This window comes from Amycolatopsis sp. M39 (assembly GCF_001651785.1).
GTDB classification, from domain to species: Bacteria; Actinomycetota; Actinomycetes; order Mycobacteriales; family Pseudonocardiaceae; genus Amycolatopsis; species Amycolatopsis rubida.
This window is the reverse complement of sequence record NZ_LWSF01000046.1, coordinates 15,339-29,738: the sequence shown is the minus strand read 5'-3', so window position 1 is coordinate 29,738 and position 14,400 is coordinate 15,339. Positions and strand designations below refer to the sequence as shown.

Annotated in this window: 19 protein-coding genes; 11 read left to right on the top strand and 8 right to left on the bottom strand. The window is 69.4% G+C overall.

The genetic code is table 11. The features are described from left to right. The first annotated feature begins 83 nt into the window (after positions 1-83). From A4R44_RS44310 to purU, 5 genes are all read left to right on the top strand, one after another. On the top strand, positions 84-584 hold the full coding sequence (locus tag A4R44_RS44310; protein ID WP_067595485.1) for a DUF2505 domain-containing protein: 501 nt from the start codon (positions 84-86) through the stop codon (positions 582-584). Next, entirely contained in the window at positions 563-1,363 is an 801-nt protein-coding gene (locus A4R44_RS44305) for a methylase (protein WP_067595484.1), read from the top strand. Before A4R44_RS44310 ends, A4R44_RS44305 begins: the two co-directional genes overlap by 22 nt. A gap of 69 nt (positions 1,364-1,432) precedes the next feature. Next, positions 1,433-2,230: a DedA family protein gene (locus A4R44_RS44300; RefSeq protein WP_067595482.1), complete on the top strand. Its 798-nt coding sequence runs from the start codon at positions 1,433-1,435 to the stop codon at positions 2,228-2,230. Beyond that, on the top strand, positions 2,136-2,738 hold the full coding sequence (locus A4R44_RS44295) for a maleylpyruvate isomerase family mycothiol-dependent enzyme (RefSeq protein ID WP_232792069.1): 603 nt from the start codon (positions 2,136-2,138) through the stop codon (positions 2,736-2,738). The genes A4R44_RS44300 and A4R44_RS44295 overlap by 95 nt, the downstream gene beginning before the upstream one ends. Before the next feature lie 45 nt (positions 2,739-2,783). Continuing rightward, positions 2,784-3,635: a formyltetrahydrofolate deformylase gene (purU, locus tag A4R44_RS44290; protein WP_067595480.1), complete on the top strand. Its 852-nt coding sequence runs from the start codon at positions 2,784-2,786 to the stop codon at positions 3,633-3,635. A 51-nt stretch (positions 3,636-3,686) separates the two neighbouring features. Here purU and A4R44_RS44285 read toward each other — a convergent pair whose 3' ends face one another. After that, positions 3,687-4,736 (bottom strand): NAD(P)-dependent alcohol dehydrogenase, encoded by a 1,050-nt coding sequence (locus A4R44_RS44285; RefSeq protein ID WP_067595478.1) that lies wholly within the window; start codon positions 4,734-4,736, stop codon positions 3,687-3,689. 120 nt (positions 4,737-4,856) lie between these two features. On the opposite strand from A4R44_RS44285, the gene A4R44_RS44280 reads away from it, so the two are divergent. Further along, positions 4,857-5,474 (top strand): TetR/AcrR family transcriptional regulator, encoded by a 618-nt coding sequence (locus tag A4R44_RS44280; RefSeq protein ID WP_093571952.1) that lies wholly within the window; start codon positions 4,857-4,859, stop codon positions 5,472-5,474. Here the strand turns inward: A4R44_RS44280 and A4R44_RS44275 are convergent. Continuing rightward, entirely contained in the window at positions 5,455-6,399 is a 945-nt protein-coding gene (locus A4R44_RS44275; RefSeq protein WP_067595473.1) for a YafY family protein, read from the bottom strand. The genes A4R44_RS44280 and A4R44_RS44275 overlap by 20 nt on opposite strands. A 62-nt stretch (positions 6,400-6,461) precedes the next feature. On the opposite strand from A4R44_RS44275, the gene A4R44_RS44270 reads away from it, so the two are divergent. Genes A4R44_RS44270 through A4R44_RS44260 form a run of 3 tightly spaced genes read left to right on the top strand, consistent with a single transcriptional unit; the run spans position 6,462 to position 7,969 of the window. Then, complete coding sequence (locus A4R44_RS44270; RefSeq protein ID WP_067595471.1) at positions 6,462-6,854, top strand: RidA family protein; 393 nt, start codon at positions 6,462-6,464, stop codon at positions 6,852-6,854. Beyond that, complete coding sequence (locus tag A4R44_RS44265; protein WP_067595469.1) at positions 6,851-7,255, top strand: SRPBCC domain-containing protein; 405 nt, start codon at positions 6,851-6,853, stop codon at positions 7,253-7,255. The genes A4R44_RS44270 and A4R44_RS44265 overlap by 4 nt, the downstream gene beginning before the upstream one ends. 54 nt (positions 7,256-7,309) lie before the next feature. After that, positions 7,310-7,969 carry a haloacid dehalogenase type II gene (locus A4R44_RS44260; RefSeq protein WP_067595467.1) on the top strand — a complete coding sequence of 220 codons (660 nt, stop codon included), beginning with the start codon at positions 7,310-7,312 and terminating at the stop codon, positions 7,967-7,969. On the opposite strand, the gene A4R44_RS44255 is transcribed toward A4R44_RS44260, so the two are convergent. From A4R44_RS44255 to A4R44_RS44245, 3 genes are all read right to left on the bottom strand, one after another. Further along, positions 7,959-8,972 carry an NADP-dependent oxidoreductase gene (locus tag A4R44_RS44255; protein ID WP_095214005.1) on the bottom strand — a complete coding sequence of 338 codons (1,014 nt, stop codon included), beginning with the start codon at positions 8,970-8,972 and terminating at the stop codon, positions 7,959-7,961. The two genes, A4R44_RS44260 and A4R44_RS44255, sit on opposite strands and share 11 nt — an antisense overlap. A 113-nt stretch (positions 8,973-9,085) precedes the next feature. Continuing rightward, the gene (locus A4R44_RS44250; RefSeq protein WP_067595465.1) at positions 9,086-9,520 is read right to left on the bottom strand and encodes an SRPBCC family protein; all 435 of its coding nucleotides are present in this window, start codon (positions 9,518-9,520) and stop codon (positions 9,086-9,088) included. 96 nt (positions 9,521-9,616) lie between these two features. Further along, positions 9,617-10,534: an ABC transporter substrate-binding protein gene (locus tag A4R44_RS44245; protein WP_067595463.1), complete on the bottom strand. Its 918-nt coding sequence runs from the start codon at positions 10,532-10,534 to the stop codon at positions 9,617-9,619. Between the two features lie 140 nt (positions 10,535-10,674). Here A4R44_RS44245 and A4R44_RS44240 point away from each other — a divergent pair, with 140 nt between their 5' ends. Continuing rightward, positions 10,675-11,367, top strand: a complete 693-nt coding sequence (locus A4R44_RS44240) for an ABC transporter permease (RefSeq protein ID WP_067595461.1) — start codon at positions 10,675-10,677, stop codon at positions 11,365-11,367. After that, positions 11,364-12,077 (top strand): ABC transporter permease, encoded by a 714-nt coding sequence (locus tag A4R44_RS44235; protein WP_067595491.1) that lies wholly within the window; start codon positions 11,364-11,366, stop codon positions 12,075-12,077. Before A4R44_RS44240 ends, A4R44_RS44235 begins: the two co-directional genes overlap by 4 nt. Before the next feature lie 16 nt (positions 12,078-12,093). On the opposite strand, the gene A4R44_RS44230 is transcribed toward A4R44_RS44235, so the two are convergent. Genes A4R44_RS44230 through A4R44_RS44220 form a run of 3 tightly spaced genes read right to left on the bottom strand, consistent with a single transcriptional unit; the run spans position 12,094 to position 14,336 of the window. Beyond that, complete coding sequence (locus tag A4R44_RS44230; RefSeq protein ID WP_255366234.1) at positions 12,094-13,455, bottom strand: aromatic amino acid lyase; 1,362 nt, start codon at positions 13,453-13,455, stop codon at positions 12,094-12,096. Between the two features lie 10 nt (positions 13,456-13,465). After that, complete coding sequence (locus A4R44_RS44225) at positions 13,466-14,011, bottom strand: YbaK/EbsC family protein (RefSeq protein ID WP_067595457.1); 546 nt, start codon at positions 14,009-14,011, stop codon at positions 13,466-13,468. A gap of 31 nt (positions 14,012-14,042) precedes the next feature. Then, positions 14,043-14,336 (bottom strand): DUF2516 family protein, encoded by a 294-nt coding sequence (locus A4R44_RS44220; protein ID WP_067595455.1) that lies wholly within the window; start codon positions 14,334-14,336, stop codon positions 14,043-14,045. Between the last annotated feature and the right edge of the window lie 64 nt (positions 14,337-14,400).

Genomic DNA, 14,400 nt, shown 5'->3' with positions numbered 1-14,400 from the left:
GTGCCCCACACCAGCAACCAGGCCAATGTCGCCCCCAGGCGACGAGCCCCCCCACCCCCCACCCACCCGGTACTGTCCGTTTCATGGGATCCCGGATCGAGCACCGCGGCGAATTCACCGGCTCGCTCGAAAACGTCTTCACCGCAGTAGCAGGCGAGGAAGCACTCCAAGCACGCCTGGAAGCGCTAGGCGGCGACGACGCCAAACTCCTCGCCTACACCGCCGAAGGCGACTCCGTCCGTTACGAACTCCAGCACGGCATCAAGGCGGCCAAACTCCCCCAAGCCGTCCGCGCCCTGCACAAAGGCGACATCATCGTCAACCGCACCCAGACCTGGAAGCGGTCCGGCGACGAGTACACCGGCCGGTCCGACGTCGGCGTAGGCGGCGTCCCCGGCGAGATCGGCGCTTCGACCTACCTCTCCCCCAAGGACGGCAAGGTCCTCCTCCGCACCACCGGCGAGGTCGTGGTGCGCATCCCCCTCTTCGGCGGCCGGATCGAGGAGTTCGTCTCCGAGCAGGTGGTCAACCTGCTGCGGCGCGAGGACGAGTTCACCGCGCAGTGGCTGGCCGAGCACGCCTGACCCCGGTGGGAGCCCCGACCAGGGGCACCACCAATACCAACCGGTTGCGCCGGGTCGACCGCTGGCTCGCGAGCGACCCGGGCGTCACGCGGCTGCTGCGGCGCGGCGAGAGTCCCCTTGTCGTCGATCTCGGCTACGGAGCGTCGCCGGTCACGACCGTCGAACTGGCCCGCTGGCTGGCACGCGTGCGGCCGGACGTCCGGGTGCTCGGGCTCGAACTCGACCCGGAGCGTGTCGCCGCCGCTCTGCCCGCCGCTGATCCGCCCCGGCTCGACTTCCGGCGCGGCGGCTTCGAGCTGGCCGGGACGCGACCGGTCCTGGTGCGCGCGTTCAACGTGCTCCGCCAATACGCCGCGGCCGAGGTCCCGGGCGCGTGGCAGCTGATGCTCGACGCGATGCCGCCGGAGGGCCTGCTGGTCGAAGGCACCTGCGACGAGATCGGCAGGCTGGTCACGTGGGTCGTGGTCGGGGCAGGCGGTCCGCGCACGCTGACCCTGTCGCTTCGCCTCGCCGAACTCGACCGTCCGTCCACAGTGGCCGAACGGCTACCGAAGATCCTCATCCACCGCAACGTTCCCGGCGAACGCGTGCACGCCTTGATGTCTACTTTGGACGAATGCTGGGCGGCCGCCGCGCCGCACCGGTCCTTCGGCGTGCGCGCCCGCTGGACGACCACCGTCGCCATGCTCGCCGACCGCGGCTGGCCGGTTATCGGCAATCCGGACCGGCGCAGGCTCGGCGAGCTGACCGTGGCCTGGGAGAGCGTCGCGCCGCGCTGAACCCACCTGTTCACCACCCGCACCCCGCTGGGTCATCCCTTGGTGACCTTCAGTGCTGACGATGAGCGGGTGGAACTGCTGGAACACGTCACCGAGCTGATCCGGGGCACGCTCGGCTCGCCCTGGCTGTGGGTGCTCGTGTTCGCGATCGCCGGACTGGACGCGCTGCTCCCGTTCATGCCGAGCGAAACGACCGTGGTGACCGTCGCCGTCCTGATCGGACCGGACCCGGGCAGGCTCGCGCTGCTGGTCGTCGTGTCCGCCGCCGGGGCGTGGGCGGGCGACTGTCTCGGCTACGCCGTCGGCCGCGCCGCCGGGCCGCGTGCCGTCGCCTGGCTGCAGCGCGGGCCTTCCGGACGGCAACGCTACGAATGGGCCCGCGACCAGGTGCGCAGACAAGCGCCGCTGCTGATCGTCGCCGCGCGCTACCTGCCCGGCGGACGCGTCGCGAGCGCGCTGGCCAACGGAAGCCTCGGCTATCCGCTGCGCCGGTTCGTGCCGCTCGACGCCGCGGGCGCGGCGCTGTGGTCGGTGTACAGCGCGCTGGTCGGGCTCGCCGGCGGGGCCGCGTTCGCCGACCGTCCGGTGTACGGCCTGCTGCTGTCGTTCCTGCTCGGGCTGCTGCTGGTCGTGCTCATCGAATTCGGCCAGCGAGCGCGGGTGCGCAGGCTACGGTCAGTGCATGGACGCGCCACGGCTGCTGGAAGCGATCGACATCCACGCCGACCGGATCAAGGCCGCGACGCTCGCCGCGGGTCCGGCCGCGCCGGTCCTGAACTGTCCGGAGTGGACAGTGCGGGACCTGGTGACGCACCTGACGACGGTGCTCTCGTACGCGGTCGCTGCGTTCACCGACCGGAATGCTGAGTCACCGCGCGCAAGCACCTGGGAAGACACGCTCGGCCGCTGGGACGGCGAACGGATGGCCGTCCGCGAAGCCCTGCGCCGTCCGGCGGAAACCCCGCTGCGCTCGCCTTTCCCGCACGGTGGTCCGATCACCGTCGGCGATTGGACGCGCCGGCTCGCGCACGAGTTCGCCATCCACCGGCTCGATGCGGAAAGCGCCCTGCCGTCGCCGCCGGTCACCCGGTACCGCACGGAATTCGCCGAGGACGGCATCGACGAGTTCCTCGCCTTCCTGAGCCCGCGCCGCGGCCGGCCAAGCTGCCGCGACGGGATCGTCCAGGTCAGCACCGACACCCGGACCTGGACCGTTCTGCTGCACGCCGGCCAGCCGCCCGCGCTGGGCGAAGGCGTCCCGGATCTCACGCTCACCGGACCGGCCGACGACGTCTACCGCGCGCTGTGGGGCCGGCCGAACCACGCCGAGAACGTCGGCGACGCCACCCTTCTGGAGCCCCTCGCCGCACCCTGACCAGCAGGCGACGAGAATGGGTGGGTGTCAGATCCCCAGCGTTACGTGCTCACCTTCGGCTGTCCCGACCGCACCGGCATCATCGCCCGCATCTCGGGCTTCCTCGCCGACCACGGCGGAATGATCGTCGAGGCGGCGTATCACACCGATCCCGACTCGGGCTGGTTCTTCACCCGCCAGGTCGTCCGCGCCGATTCGCTGCCGTTCGACGCCCAGGGGTTGCGCGAGCGGTTCAGCGAGGTCGCGAACGAACTGTCCGCCGAGTCGAGCTGGCAGGTGCGCGACACCGGCGAGCGCCCGCGCGCCGTGGTGCTGGTGTCGAAGGCCGGGCACTGCCTCTACGACCTGCTCGGCCGGGTCGCCTCCGGTGAGCTGGACGTGGACATCGCCGCGGTGATCGGCAACCACGATTCGCTCGCGGACATCACGCGCGCGCACGGGATCCCCTTCCACCACGTGCCGTTCCCGGCAGGCGACCCGGACGGCAAGGCGGCCGCGTTCGCCAAGGTCCGCGAACTGGTCGACGCACACGACCCGCACGCGATCGTGCTGGCGCGGTTCATGCAGGTCCTGCCCGCGGAACTGTGCGCGGCGTGGACCGGACGCGCGCTGAACATCCACCACAGCTTCCTGCCGTCGTTCATCGGCGCGAAGCCGTATCACCAGGCGCACACGCGCGGAGTGAAGCTCGTCGGCGCGACCTGCCACTACGTCACCGCGGATCTGGACGCCGGGCCGATCATCGAACAGGACGTCATCCGCGTCGACCACGGCGATTCGGTGCAGGACCTGGTGCGCAAGGGCCGGGACATCGAAAAGGTGACGCTCGCGCGCGGCCTGCGCTGGCACCTCGAAGGGCGAGTTCTGGTGCACGGTAATCGGACCATGGTGATGTGACACTCGTGAGTGTTTGCCGCGGTCAGAACCGCGGCAAACACTCACGAGCCGCTACGCGCCGATCGTCGCGGCGTCGATCACGAAGCGGTACCGTACGTCGCTGTTCTCGACCCGCGCGTACGCCTCGTTCACCTGGTCCGCGCTGATCGTCTCGATCTCCGCGCCGACGCCGTGCTCGGCACAGAAGTCCAGCATCTCCTGGGTTTCCGCGATGCCGCCGATCATCGAACCGGCCAGCACGCGGTTGCCACCGATCAGGGAGAAGACGTTGTACTCCAACGGTTCCCCCGGGGCGCCGACGTTCACCATCGCGCCGCCGACGCGCAGCAGGCTGAGGTAGGCGTCGACCGGCAGCTTCGCCGACACGGTGTTGAGGATGACGTCGAACCGGCCGGTGAGCGTCTCGAAGGTCGACTCGTCGCCGGTCGCGTAGTAGTCCTTCGCGCCGAGCCGAAGCCCGTCTTCCTGCTTCTTCAGGCTCTGGCTGAGCACGGTGACGTCCGCGCCCATCGCGACGGCCAGCTTGACCGCCATGTGCCCGAGCCCGCCGAGCCCGACGACGGCGACCTTCTTGCCCGGTCCCGCACCCCATCGGCGCAACGGCGAGTACGTGGTGATGCCCGCACACAGCAGCGGCGCGGCCACGTCGAGGGAAATGCCTTCCGGGATCCGGCAGACGAACGCGTCCTTCACCACGATCTGGCGGCTGTATCCGCCGTAGGTGTTCTCGCCGTCGAAGCCGACCCCGTTGTACGTCTGCACGTTGCCCTTGACGCAGAACTGCTCGGATCCGGCGCGGCAGTACTCGCATTCGCCGCACGAATCGACCATGCAGCCGACCCCGACCCGGTCGCCGACCTGGTACTTCGTGACGTCCGAGCCGACCGCGGCGACCACGCCGGCGATCTCGTGGCCCGGCACCATCGGGAAGATCGCGGTCCCCCAGTCCTGGTTGACCTGGTGCAGGTCGCTGTGGCAGATGCCGGCGTAGGCGATGTCGATGAGCACGTCGCCGGGCCGCAGGTCGCGGCGCTCGATCGTCGTCGGCGCGAGCGGTCCGCCCGGCGCCGGGGCGGCGATGGCGGAGGTGGTCGTGGTCATGAAGCCCTCCTGGGTGTCCCGTCCGGCCGGGACAAAGTCGATGTAAGAACCCTCTTACATAGACTAGCGTGGACCTCGGCTTATTCCTCGACGCGACCACGATCGGGTGTGACACACGGCATGGCGGCGCAGTACCACCACCGCAATCTGCGCGCCGAACTCGTGCGCGTGGCTTTCGACCTCATCGCGGAAAACGGGATCACCGGGTTCTCGGTCGCCGAAGCCGCGCGCCGGGCGAAGGTCTCCGCCGCCGCGCCATACCGGCATTTCCCGGACCGCGCCGCGTTGCTGGCCGCAGTCGGCACGGTCGCGGCGCGCCGGCTTCGCGAACTCGCCGACGAAGCAGCCGCCGCCGAGACCGACGACGGTGCCGCGCTGGCCGCCGTCGCCGCCGCGCACACCAAGTTCCTCATCGACACCCGGATCGGGCTGCACGTCTTCTTCGCCGCCGAGCTGACTGGCGCGCAATACGCCGAACTGCACGAGGCCCGCCGTGAACTGATCGACGCGTCGCTGCTGCGCTGCCTCGCGATCGCGCCGGATCCGGCTATCGCGCTGGAACTGATGGAGCAGCTCCACACCCAGGCCTACGGCTACGGCGATTTCTACCTCAACGGCGTCCACCAATGGCTCGGCTATCCCACGGAGCAGGTCGTCGCCAAGTCCCGGCGGGCGGCGCGGATCGTGATCGAGGCTTATCGCGCGGAGACTCCGGCGATCAGTCCGGCGGAGTGGTGACGTAGCGGTCAGCCAGCCAAGCGCCGAAGGCGTGCAAACGATCGGTGAGCGCGGGCGGTTCCAGCACGTCGAAATCCACGTCCAGGTAAGCCAGCCAGCGCGCGGCCCAGTCGAGATCGTCGGTGCCGAACCGGAGTTCGCACTCGTCGCCGTCCTCGACCACGGTGGCGACGCCCGGGTCGACAAGTTCCCGCACCAGATCTGCGGACGTGCGCATCTGGACCCGGACGCGATGCCGCCAGCCCGCGTTCGTGATCAGATCGGCCACAGTGGACGGTGGTTCCGGCGCGGGCAGCTTGATCCCGAGCGGCTGGACCGCCTCGATTCTTTCTACCGCAAAGGTTTTCCATTCGCTGGTCCCGCGCGGGCAAGCGACGAGATACCACTGCCGCCGGACCGTGATGAGCCGATAAGGCTGCACATCAACGGGTTTCGCCGACGGAGCGGCCACGGCTCGATGCCGGATCCGGACCGCTTCGCCAGCCCGGCAAGCCAACGCGATCGGCACCAGAATGTCCCGTGCCGCCTGCCGGAAAGGCTTGCCCGGTAACGATTCCACCTCCGCGAGCGCGGCTAGCCGGGTCTGCCAGCGCGTCGGCACCACCTGGGTCAGCTTGGCCAGCGCGGTCACTGTGGCGGTTTCCAGCCCGTCGACCGTCACTGCCGTTTGCAGGCCGAGCGAGACCGCGGCGACCTCGTCGGCGTCCAGCAGCAGCGGCGGCATCGCAGTGCCGTGCGCCAGCCGATAGCCGCCGGCCCGGCCCGGTTCACCGTCGATGCGATAGCCGAGTTCGCGCAGCTGAGCGATGTCGCGCCGCGTCGTGCGCTCGGCGACGCCGAGCCGGGCCGCGAGGTCGGTGGCGGAGATGCCAGGGCGCGCCTGCAGCAACGCCAGTGTCTCCAGGCGACGGCTCGTCGTGGTCATGGTCCCGATTCTCGCGCAAAACTAGGACAGTATCCGACCGGGTATCTGGTCATACTCGTTTTATGACTCAGCTGCTCCGCCCCGAAGGGCTCGTCCAGTCCCCCGCCTTCGCCCAGGTCGCCGTGGTCCCGCCGGGCGCGACGACGATCTACGTCGGCGGCCAGAACGCGGTCGACGCGAACGGCGCGCTCGTCGGCGGAACCGACGTCGCCGCGCAGGTCGAGCGGGTGATGGCCAACCTGGAAACGGCACTGGCCGCCGGGGGCGCGACCGTCCAGGATGTAGTGATGCTGAACATCCTGCTGGTCGCGGACGTCGATCTCGCCGGGGCTTATCCGGCCGCCGCCGCGGCGCTGGCGGGCGCGACGCCGCCGGTCACCGTCCAGCGCGTGGCCGGGCTGGCGGTACCGGGCGCGCTCGTCGAGGTCAGCGCGATCGCGGCGGTGGCCCGGTGAGCGTCGGGCAGACCAAGGACGCGGGCTGGCAGATCGGCGTCTCGAAGACGATCGGCCGCTCCGCCGAGGATGTCTGGGACTTCATCACGTCCGCGGAAGGCGTGGCGATCTGGCTCGGCGAGGGCGTCACGGTCCAGCCCGAACCCGGCGTCGGCTACGAGACCGCCGACGGAATCCGCGGCGAGACGCGCAGCTTCCGCGAAATGGACCGGATCCGGCTCACCTGGCAACCGGCCGGCTGGTCGCACGCGACGACCCTGCAACTGGCCGTGCGCGCCAGCGGCCCGGAAAAAGCAATGCTGCGCATTCACCAGGAACGGCTGGCCGATGCCGCCGAACGGGAGCGGCAGCGCCGCCATTGGCAGGGAGTTCTCGCCGAACTGATCACCGCGCTTGCCTAGCCCGCGACTGACGGAGGACCCTGGAGCGCAAGCGGTTCACCGGCAGGAGGCGCGATGCTCTGCGTGTTCGACGTCAACGAGACACTGCTCGATCTGACGGTGCTCGACCCGCTGTTCACCCAGCTCACCGGTGATCCGGAAGCGCGCCAGGAATGGTTCACGCTCGCGATCCACACCGTGCTCACGGTGACCGCGGCCGGCCAGTACCGCGATTTCGCGCAGATCGCCGGGGAAGCCGCGGCCGCCGTGTGCGCGCGGCACGGCCATGAACTGACCGACGCCGAACTGGTGAAGGTCGGCGACGGTCTGCGCACTTTGCCCGCGCACGCCGACGTCGTGCCCGGCCTGGACCGCTTGCGCCAAGCCGGGCACCAGGTCGTCGCCCTCACGAATTCGCCGCTCGCGACCGCCGAGGCGCAGTTACAGAACGCTGGCCTGGCCACGAAATTCGAGCGGATCTTCTCCGCGCAGCAGGTCAGCAGGCTCAAGCCCGCACCGGAGCCGTACCTCCAGGTGCTGCGTGCCTTCGGCGTCGAACCCGGCCAAGCGGTGATGATCGCCGCGCACGGCTGGGACATCGCCGGGGCGCAAGCAGCAGGACTCCGGACCGCGCTGCTCGCGCGTCCCGGAGTCCACCCGCTGCCCGGCCTGCCGGCCGCGACCTACACCGCGGCGACGATGCCCGAACTGGCGGACGCGATCGTCAGGAGCTGAGGCGCACCAGCATCTTTCCGGTGTTGGCCCCGCTGAGCAGGCCGAGGAAGGCGTCCGGCGCGTTGCGGATACCGTCCACAAAGGTCTCCGAGTACTTGATCTCCCCGGACGCGACGAGCGGCGCGACCTCGGCCACGAACTCCTGCATCAGGTGCCAGTGATCCAGCACGAGCAGGCCGCGCATGGTGATCCGCTTCGCGATGAGCTGCACCAGGTTGCGCGGAGCCGGGGTCGGCTCGGTCGCGTTGTACTGCGAGATCATGCCGCAGATGGCGATCCGGCCGTGCAGGTTCATCGACGCGATCGCGGCTTCCAGATGCTCGCCGCCGACGTTGTCGAAGTAGACGTCGATGCCCTCGGGCGCGGCTGCGGCGAGCTGCTCGGCGACCGGTCCGTCCTTGTAGTTGAAGGCGGCGTCGAAGCCGAGTTCTTCGGTGAGATAGCGGACCTTCTCCGCCGAACCCGCGCTGCCGATCACGCGCTTGGCGCCCTTGAGCCGAGCCAGCTGTCCGACGAGCGAGCCGACCGCACCGGCCGCGCCGGAGACGAAAACCGTGTCGCCCGGCTTGAATTCCGCGCTCACCAGCAGCCCGGCGTACGCGGTGAGGCCCGGCATTCCGAGCACGCCGAGGTAGGTCGAGAGCGGCGCGACGGAATCGTCCACTTTGACCGCTCGCTTGGCGTCGAGTACCGCGTGCGTGCGCCAGCCGGCCTGGTGCAGTACGTGCTCGCCGACCGCGAAGTCGTCCACAGTGGACTCGATGACCTCGCCGACCGCGCCGCCCTGCATGGCCTCGCCGACCGCGAACGGCGGCGAGTAGGACTTCACGTCGTTCATCCGGCCGCGCATCGCCGGGTCGACGCTCATCACCACGTTGCGCACCAGGATCTGCCCGGGACCCGGCTTCGGCACCTCGGTCTCGACGATGTCGGAAGTGTCCATGGTCGGGACGCCGTGCGGACGGGCCGCGAGCCGGATCTCAGTCGCTGTGGGTGCGTTCACCGTCGAACTCCGTTTCGTTCAAGCTGGATTGAAGCGGGGCGCGCGCCCCGGCTATCCGGCCAACGGAGAAACCGGGGCGCGCATTCCGATTGTCCCCGGGGTTGTGGCAAGCGCTACACGATCTCCGCGAGCTTGCCGAGCACGCCGTCGTAGATCTTCTTCAACCCGCCCGGCGCGAAGGTCTTCTCGAAGAAGCCGCCGATGCCGCCCGCGCCGTCCCAGCTGGTCTGGATGCGGACGAGCGAACGCTCGCCGGAGGAGGTGACGGTCCAGGTGGTGACCATGCTGGAGTTCGCGTCGGTCTCGACGAAGGTACCCGGCGACGGCTCGGTCACCGTGGCCGCGACATCGCGCACGCGCTTGGACGTGGCCTGCAGCTTCCAGCTGGCCTTCGTGCCGGCGCCGACGCCGCCTTCGCTGACCTCGTAGTCGCGGTAGTGCTCGGTGAGCAGCTTCGGCCGAGTCTCGGCGTAGTCCGCGACCAGCTCACGCACGCGTTCCACCGGCGCGTCGATCGTGCGCTCCGCGGTGGCCGTGACCTTGCCCATGTCGTTTCCTCCTCAGGGTTCCGCCACCGCAACCCTTGCACATGGGTGTCGTGAGTGGCGATCCCGGTGAGAACCGGGATCGCCACTCACGACCGCTCAACTCAGCCCCTGCTGCTTCAGCCAGTCCTTGGCCACGTCCGCCGCGGGTTCGCCGTCCGCGTCGACCCGCTTGTTCAGCTCGCGCATGCCGTCCGTGGTGAGCTTCGCGCTGACGGCGTTGACGGCAGTCGCGAAGTCCGCACCGCGCTCGTCGAGCACCTTCTTGTTCACCGCGGGCACCACGTTCTCGGTGGGCACGATGGTGAGGTCGTCCTTGAGCGCGACGTACTGCGAGTCGCCGACCAGCGGGCTGACCGAGTCGACCGGGATCACCGTGACCGCGCCGGAGTTGAGCTGCTGCACGCGCGGCCCGGCCTCCTGCACGGTCTGGAAGGTGGCGTTCGTCAGCTTGTAGACGTCCTTGAAGCCCTGGAAGCACGGCAGCCGCTTCTCGCACTCCGGCGGACCGGCCATGACGACCTTGTCGAGCTTCTTCAGGTCGCTGATCGACGCGATGCCCTTCGACTTCGCGAGGTCGGCCTTCACGATGTAGGTGTTCTTGTCCTCGGCCGCGGCGTAGTTCAGCAGCCCGACGCCCTCTGGAGCGAAAAGCTTCGCCAGCTGTTCGTGCTCGGCCTTGGCGTCCTTGGTGGCCTCCTTGCCGAAGCCGGTCGTGATCGCCGCGCCCTGGTACTCCGGCAGGAACTGCAGCTCGCCGGATTTGAGCGACGGGTAGACCAGCTCCCGCGAGCCGAGGTTCAGCTTCCGGGTGACCGGATAGCCCTTCGCCTCCAGCGCGCTCGCGTAGATCTCGGCCAGGATCTGGCTGTCGGTGAAGTTGAACGAGGCGACGACGATCGGAGCGCCGCCCTTGCTCGGCGCGGCCGGCTGGTCGCTTCCCCCACCGCACGCGGTCAAGCCGAGCGCGGCCGTCGCCAGCAGCGCGGCCGCTCGGATGTTCCGGGTCCAGCGCACGTGTCCCCACACTCCTCAGTTCACTCGTTAGTGGGAATGGACCCTAACCGCGACCCCCGACAGAAACCACTGGTGAGGAATCCTGCCCGGGGAATCTCACGAGCCGGAATATTGTCGCTCGATCGGGGTAAGGTCGCGCCGTGCACGCGTCCGTGACCCCGCTGCTGGCCGACAGCAGCCGTCCCCTCTTCGAATGGCGGTGGGTCGAACGCAACGCCGACGCGATTCTGCAGCGGCTCGGCGAGCACATCGCCCTCACCGCGACCGCGCTCGGCGTCGGCCTCGTGCTCTCGCTCGCGCTGGCCACGCTGTGCCTGCGCTACCGCTGGTTCTATCCGTTCGTGGTCGGCACGGCGGGCGCGCTCTACGTGATCCCGAGCCTCGGCGCGTTCGCGCTGCTGGTCCCGCTGCTCGGGTTCTCCTTCGCCACCTCGGTCATCCCGCTGGCGACGTACACGCTGCTGATCCTGATCCGCAACATCGTGACCGGCGTGCAGCAGGTACCGACCGAAGTGCGCGAAGCGGCGGTCGGGATGGGCTTCACGCCGCGGCGGTTGTTGTGGCAGGTGGAGCTGCCGCTCGCGCTGCCGGTGGTGATCGCCGGGCTGCGGGTGGCCGCGGTGACGACGATCGGCCTGGTCACCGTCACGTCGCTGCTCGGCATGGGCGGGCTCGGCTACTTCATCCGGGCCGGCATCCAGACGACGATCCCGAATCCGAGCCCGATCATCGTCGGCGTCGTGCTGTCGATCGCGCTGGCCGTACTCGTCGATTTGCTGCTGTGGCTGAGCGAACGCGCGCTGGCCCCGTGGGCGCGGAGGGCCGTTCGATGAGCTTTTTCGAGCAGCTGAGCCACTGGCTCGCCGACCCGAACCGCTGGAGCTGGACCGATCCGGCCGGGATTCCGTTCCGGACTGTGCAGCATCTGTGGTTTTCCGCGCTGGCACTGGCGATCTCGATCATCCTGACGGTGCCGCTCGCGCTGTGGCTCGGGCACTACCGGCGCGGCCAGTTCCTGGCGAGCAGCGCGGTGAACATCGGCCGCGCGATCCCGAGTTTCGGGCTGATCATCCTGTTCTGGTTCCTGGCCAGCAGGTGGGGCGCGAACACGGACTTCTGGCCGCTGCTGCTCGCGCTCGTCGCGCTGGCGCTGCCGCCGCTGTTCACCAACACCTACGCGGGCGTGGTGCAGGTGGAACAGGACGTCGTCGACGCGGCGCGCGGCACCGGGTACCGCGAATGGCAGATCATGCTGCGTGTGGAACTGCCGCTGTCGTCGCCGGTGATCGTGGCCGCCGCGCGAGTGGCGTTCCTGCAACTGATCGCGACGGTCGCGATCGGCGCGATCGTCAACGACGGCGGCGGCCTGGGCCGCTACATCGTGGACGGTTTCGCCCTCGGCGAGCAGGGCCACGGCGAAATCTTCGGCGGCGGGGTGGCGGTGGTGGTGCTGGCGCTGGTGTGCGAGGGGGTGTTCGCGCTGCTGACCAAACTGGCCACGCCTCGCGGGTTGGCGCTCCAGCAGGCCCGTCGGGACTCGTGAGTGTTTATGCCGGTTCTCACCGGGATAAACACTCACGACACACCGCGGCCAGCCGATCAACCTCCGCCCCCAGCGACCGATCAACCACCACCGGCTCGACCCTCGCCGCGAGCCAGGCGTAGGTGTCGCCCAGCCTCGGTGCCCCCGGGGTTTCGAGCAGATACCGCGCCTGCCGCCCGGCGATCAGCTCGCACGCGGTGATGGCGAAGAAGCGTTCGATAACTGTCTCCAGCTCGGCTCCGGCCTTGCTGGCAAACGCTTGCACATCCTCCTGACCAGCGGAAGTGTCCAACGACCCCAGCGTCGCCGGTGCGGCCAGCCCTCGCATCGCGTGCAGCTCGCCGGCCGCGCGTTTGTGCAACGGCGCAAGCCCGGCCTGCGGCCCCGGATCCACCGCAAGCTGCGGCGGCAAACCGCTGAACTGCGGATCGAGGAGGCGGTGCAAGCGCTGTACCGAGATTTCCGCCGCGTGGACGAGGGCTGCCTTGACCGCGTCCATCCTCAGCCCGAGCGCTGTGGCGTGATAGCCGGTTGTCGGGACGAACTCGCCGTTGACAAAGGCCGGTGAGTCCGCTGGAGTTTCCCAGGACTCCTGCAAGGCTTCCCGTAGTTCCCCGACAGTCCGGCTGACGTATTCGAGCACCTTCGGGCCGACTCGCACCGAGATCGGAGCCTGCACGACTCCCTTTTTCGCGGCGGCCCCCTCGATGAGGTTCTCGATGCTGGTGCCGCGGTAGATCGCTTGCGGCGCACCAAGAACGTCCACGGTGATCGCCGCGCAGACCGTCTGCCAATCGACCAGCCGACGCAGCCTCTTGCCGCAAACCCACGCGTACGCCTCGGCCAGCGGCGAACCTTGAATCAGGCTCGCCCCTTCCTTCGGCCCCAGCACGAACGGCCGTACCCCGCGCCGTTCCAGCGCTTCCGCCGCCGGGACTTCGGCGCCGTCCTCGATGACCGTGCCGAGCCCGATGAAGGTCTGGAACGCGTGCGCCAGCGGGACGATCTCGCCCGCGCTGCCGAGACTGTCGCACGGGACGGCGGGGAGGAACCCGTCGTTGAGCCGGTCCACGAGGAAGGTGACCAGCTCGGGACTGACCGCCGCGTCGCCGCGAAGAAACCCGCGCAGCCGCATGCGCAGCAACGCCCGGGTCAGCTCCGGCGACAACCACGGCTTCCCGCCGACCGCGCGGCCGACCAGCAGATTGCGCTGATGGCCGGCCTGCTGCTCGGCGGTGAGCCGGGTTCCGGCGAGCCGTCCCATGCCGGTGTTGACGCCGTAGACCGGGCTGTCCTTGTCCAGCGCGGCCAGCATCGCCTCGCGCTGCCGCTTGAGCGCTTCGAGCGCGGCCGGGCTGATCTCGACTGGTTCGTCCACTATGGACAGTTCAGCGCGCGAGCCCGTCGATGACCTCGGCGTTCGGCAGCCCCGCGAGCGCCGTACCGGAGATCAGGAGCTTGCTGCCGCGGATCCCGCTGCCGATCACCAGCTCCGGCGCGTCCGCGACGGCTTGGTCGAGGAGGATCGGCCAGTCCGCGGGCAGCCCGACGGGCGTGATGCCGCCGTACTCCATGCCGGTGAGGGAAACGGCCTCGTCCATCGGCGCGAACGACGCCTTGCGCACGTCGAGGCGGCGCTTGATGACGCCGTTGACGTCGGCGCGGGTCGTCGCGAGCACGAGCGCCGCGGCGAACCGGACCTCGCCAGCCCGCTTGCCAGCGACAACGACGCAGTTCGCGGAGGCTGTCAACGGCGAGCCGTACGCCTCGCAGAACGCGGCGGTGTCGGCGAGTTCCGGATCGATCTCGGTGACGCCGAGTTCGTCCGGCGCGGGCATCGCGGCAAGCGCCTTGGCGACGGGTTCGGCAAGCAGGTCGGTACGGGTCGGCGCGGGAACGACGGTGAGGCTTCCGGCGATAGTCCAGGTGGTCACGGGCCCGAATGTAATCCGCCCGCCGCTCCGGTCACCAGTTGCGGTGGCCTCGCTGAACCTCGATGAGCTTCGGCCGCACGTCGACGATGTAGACGAGCGCCGCCGCCATCGCGGGCACCCAGAAGATGAACCCGGGCCCCTGGATCTGGAAAAGCACCAGGGCAAGCGTGGCCCCGCCGGTGATCAGCATCCAGATCGGCTTGGTCTTGCGATCGGCCGCCGAGTACGCGTCAGCTCGCTGGAGCAGCGCGTGAACGAAGGCGAAGAGCCCGACCAAGGCGCTGCCCCAGTGGATGACCCTGAGGATCCATTCGGCAACCAGCACGCCGCCAGCTTACGGCAAACCGCCCACGCCGCCCGCTCCCCCAAAACCCGGCGCCGCGACGTGA

What these genes read in the sequence shown, in the direction of transcription:
- A4R44_RS44250 (WP_067595465.1), bottom strand. Translation starts at nt 9,520, where the DNA reads ATGGGCAAGGTCACGGCCACCGCGGAGCGCACGATCGACGCGCCGGTG.
- A4R44_RS44280 (WP_093571952.1), top strand. Translation starts at nt 4,857, where the DNA reads ATGGCGGCGCAGTACCACCACCGCAATCTGCGCGCCGAACTCGTGCGC.
- A4R44_RS44285 (WP_067595478.1), bottom strand. Translation starts at nt 4,736, where the DNA reads ATGACCACGACCACCTCCGCCATCGCCGCCCCGGCGCCGGGCGGACCG.
- A4R44_RS44235 (WP_067595491.1), top strand. Translation starts at nt 11,364, where the DNA reads ATGAGCTTTTTCGAGCAGCTGAGCCACTGGCTCGCCGACCCGAACCGC.
- A4R44_RS44270 (WP_067595471.1), top strand. Translation starts at nt 6,462, where the DNA reads ATGACTCAGCTGCTCCGCCCCGAAGGGCTCGTCCAGTCCCCCGCCTTC.
- A4R44_RS44275 (WP_067595473.1), bottom strand. Translation starts at nt 6,399, where the DNA reads ATGACCACGACGAGCCGTCGCCTGGAGACACTGGCGTTGCTGCAGGCG.
- A4R44_RS44260 (WP_067595467.1), top strand. Translation starts at nt 7,310, where the DNA reads ATGCTCTGCGTGTTCGACGTCAACGAGACACTGCTCGATCTGACGGTG.
- A4R44_RS44310 (WP_067595485.1), top strand. Translation starts at nt 84, where the DNA reads ATGGGATCCCGGATCGAGCACCGCGGCGAATTCACCGGCTCGCTCGAA.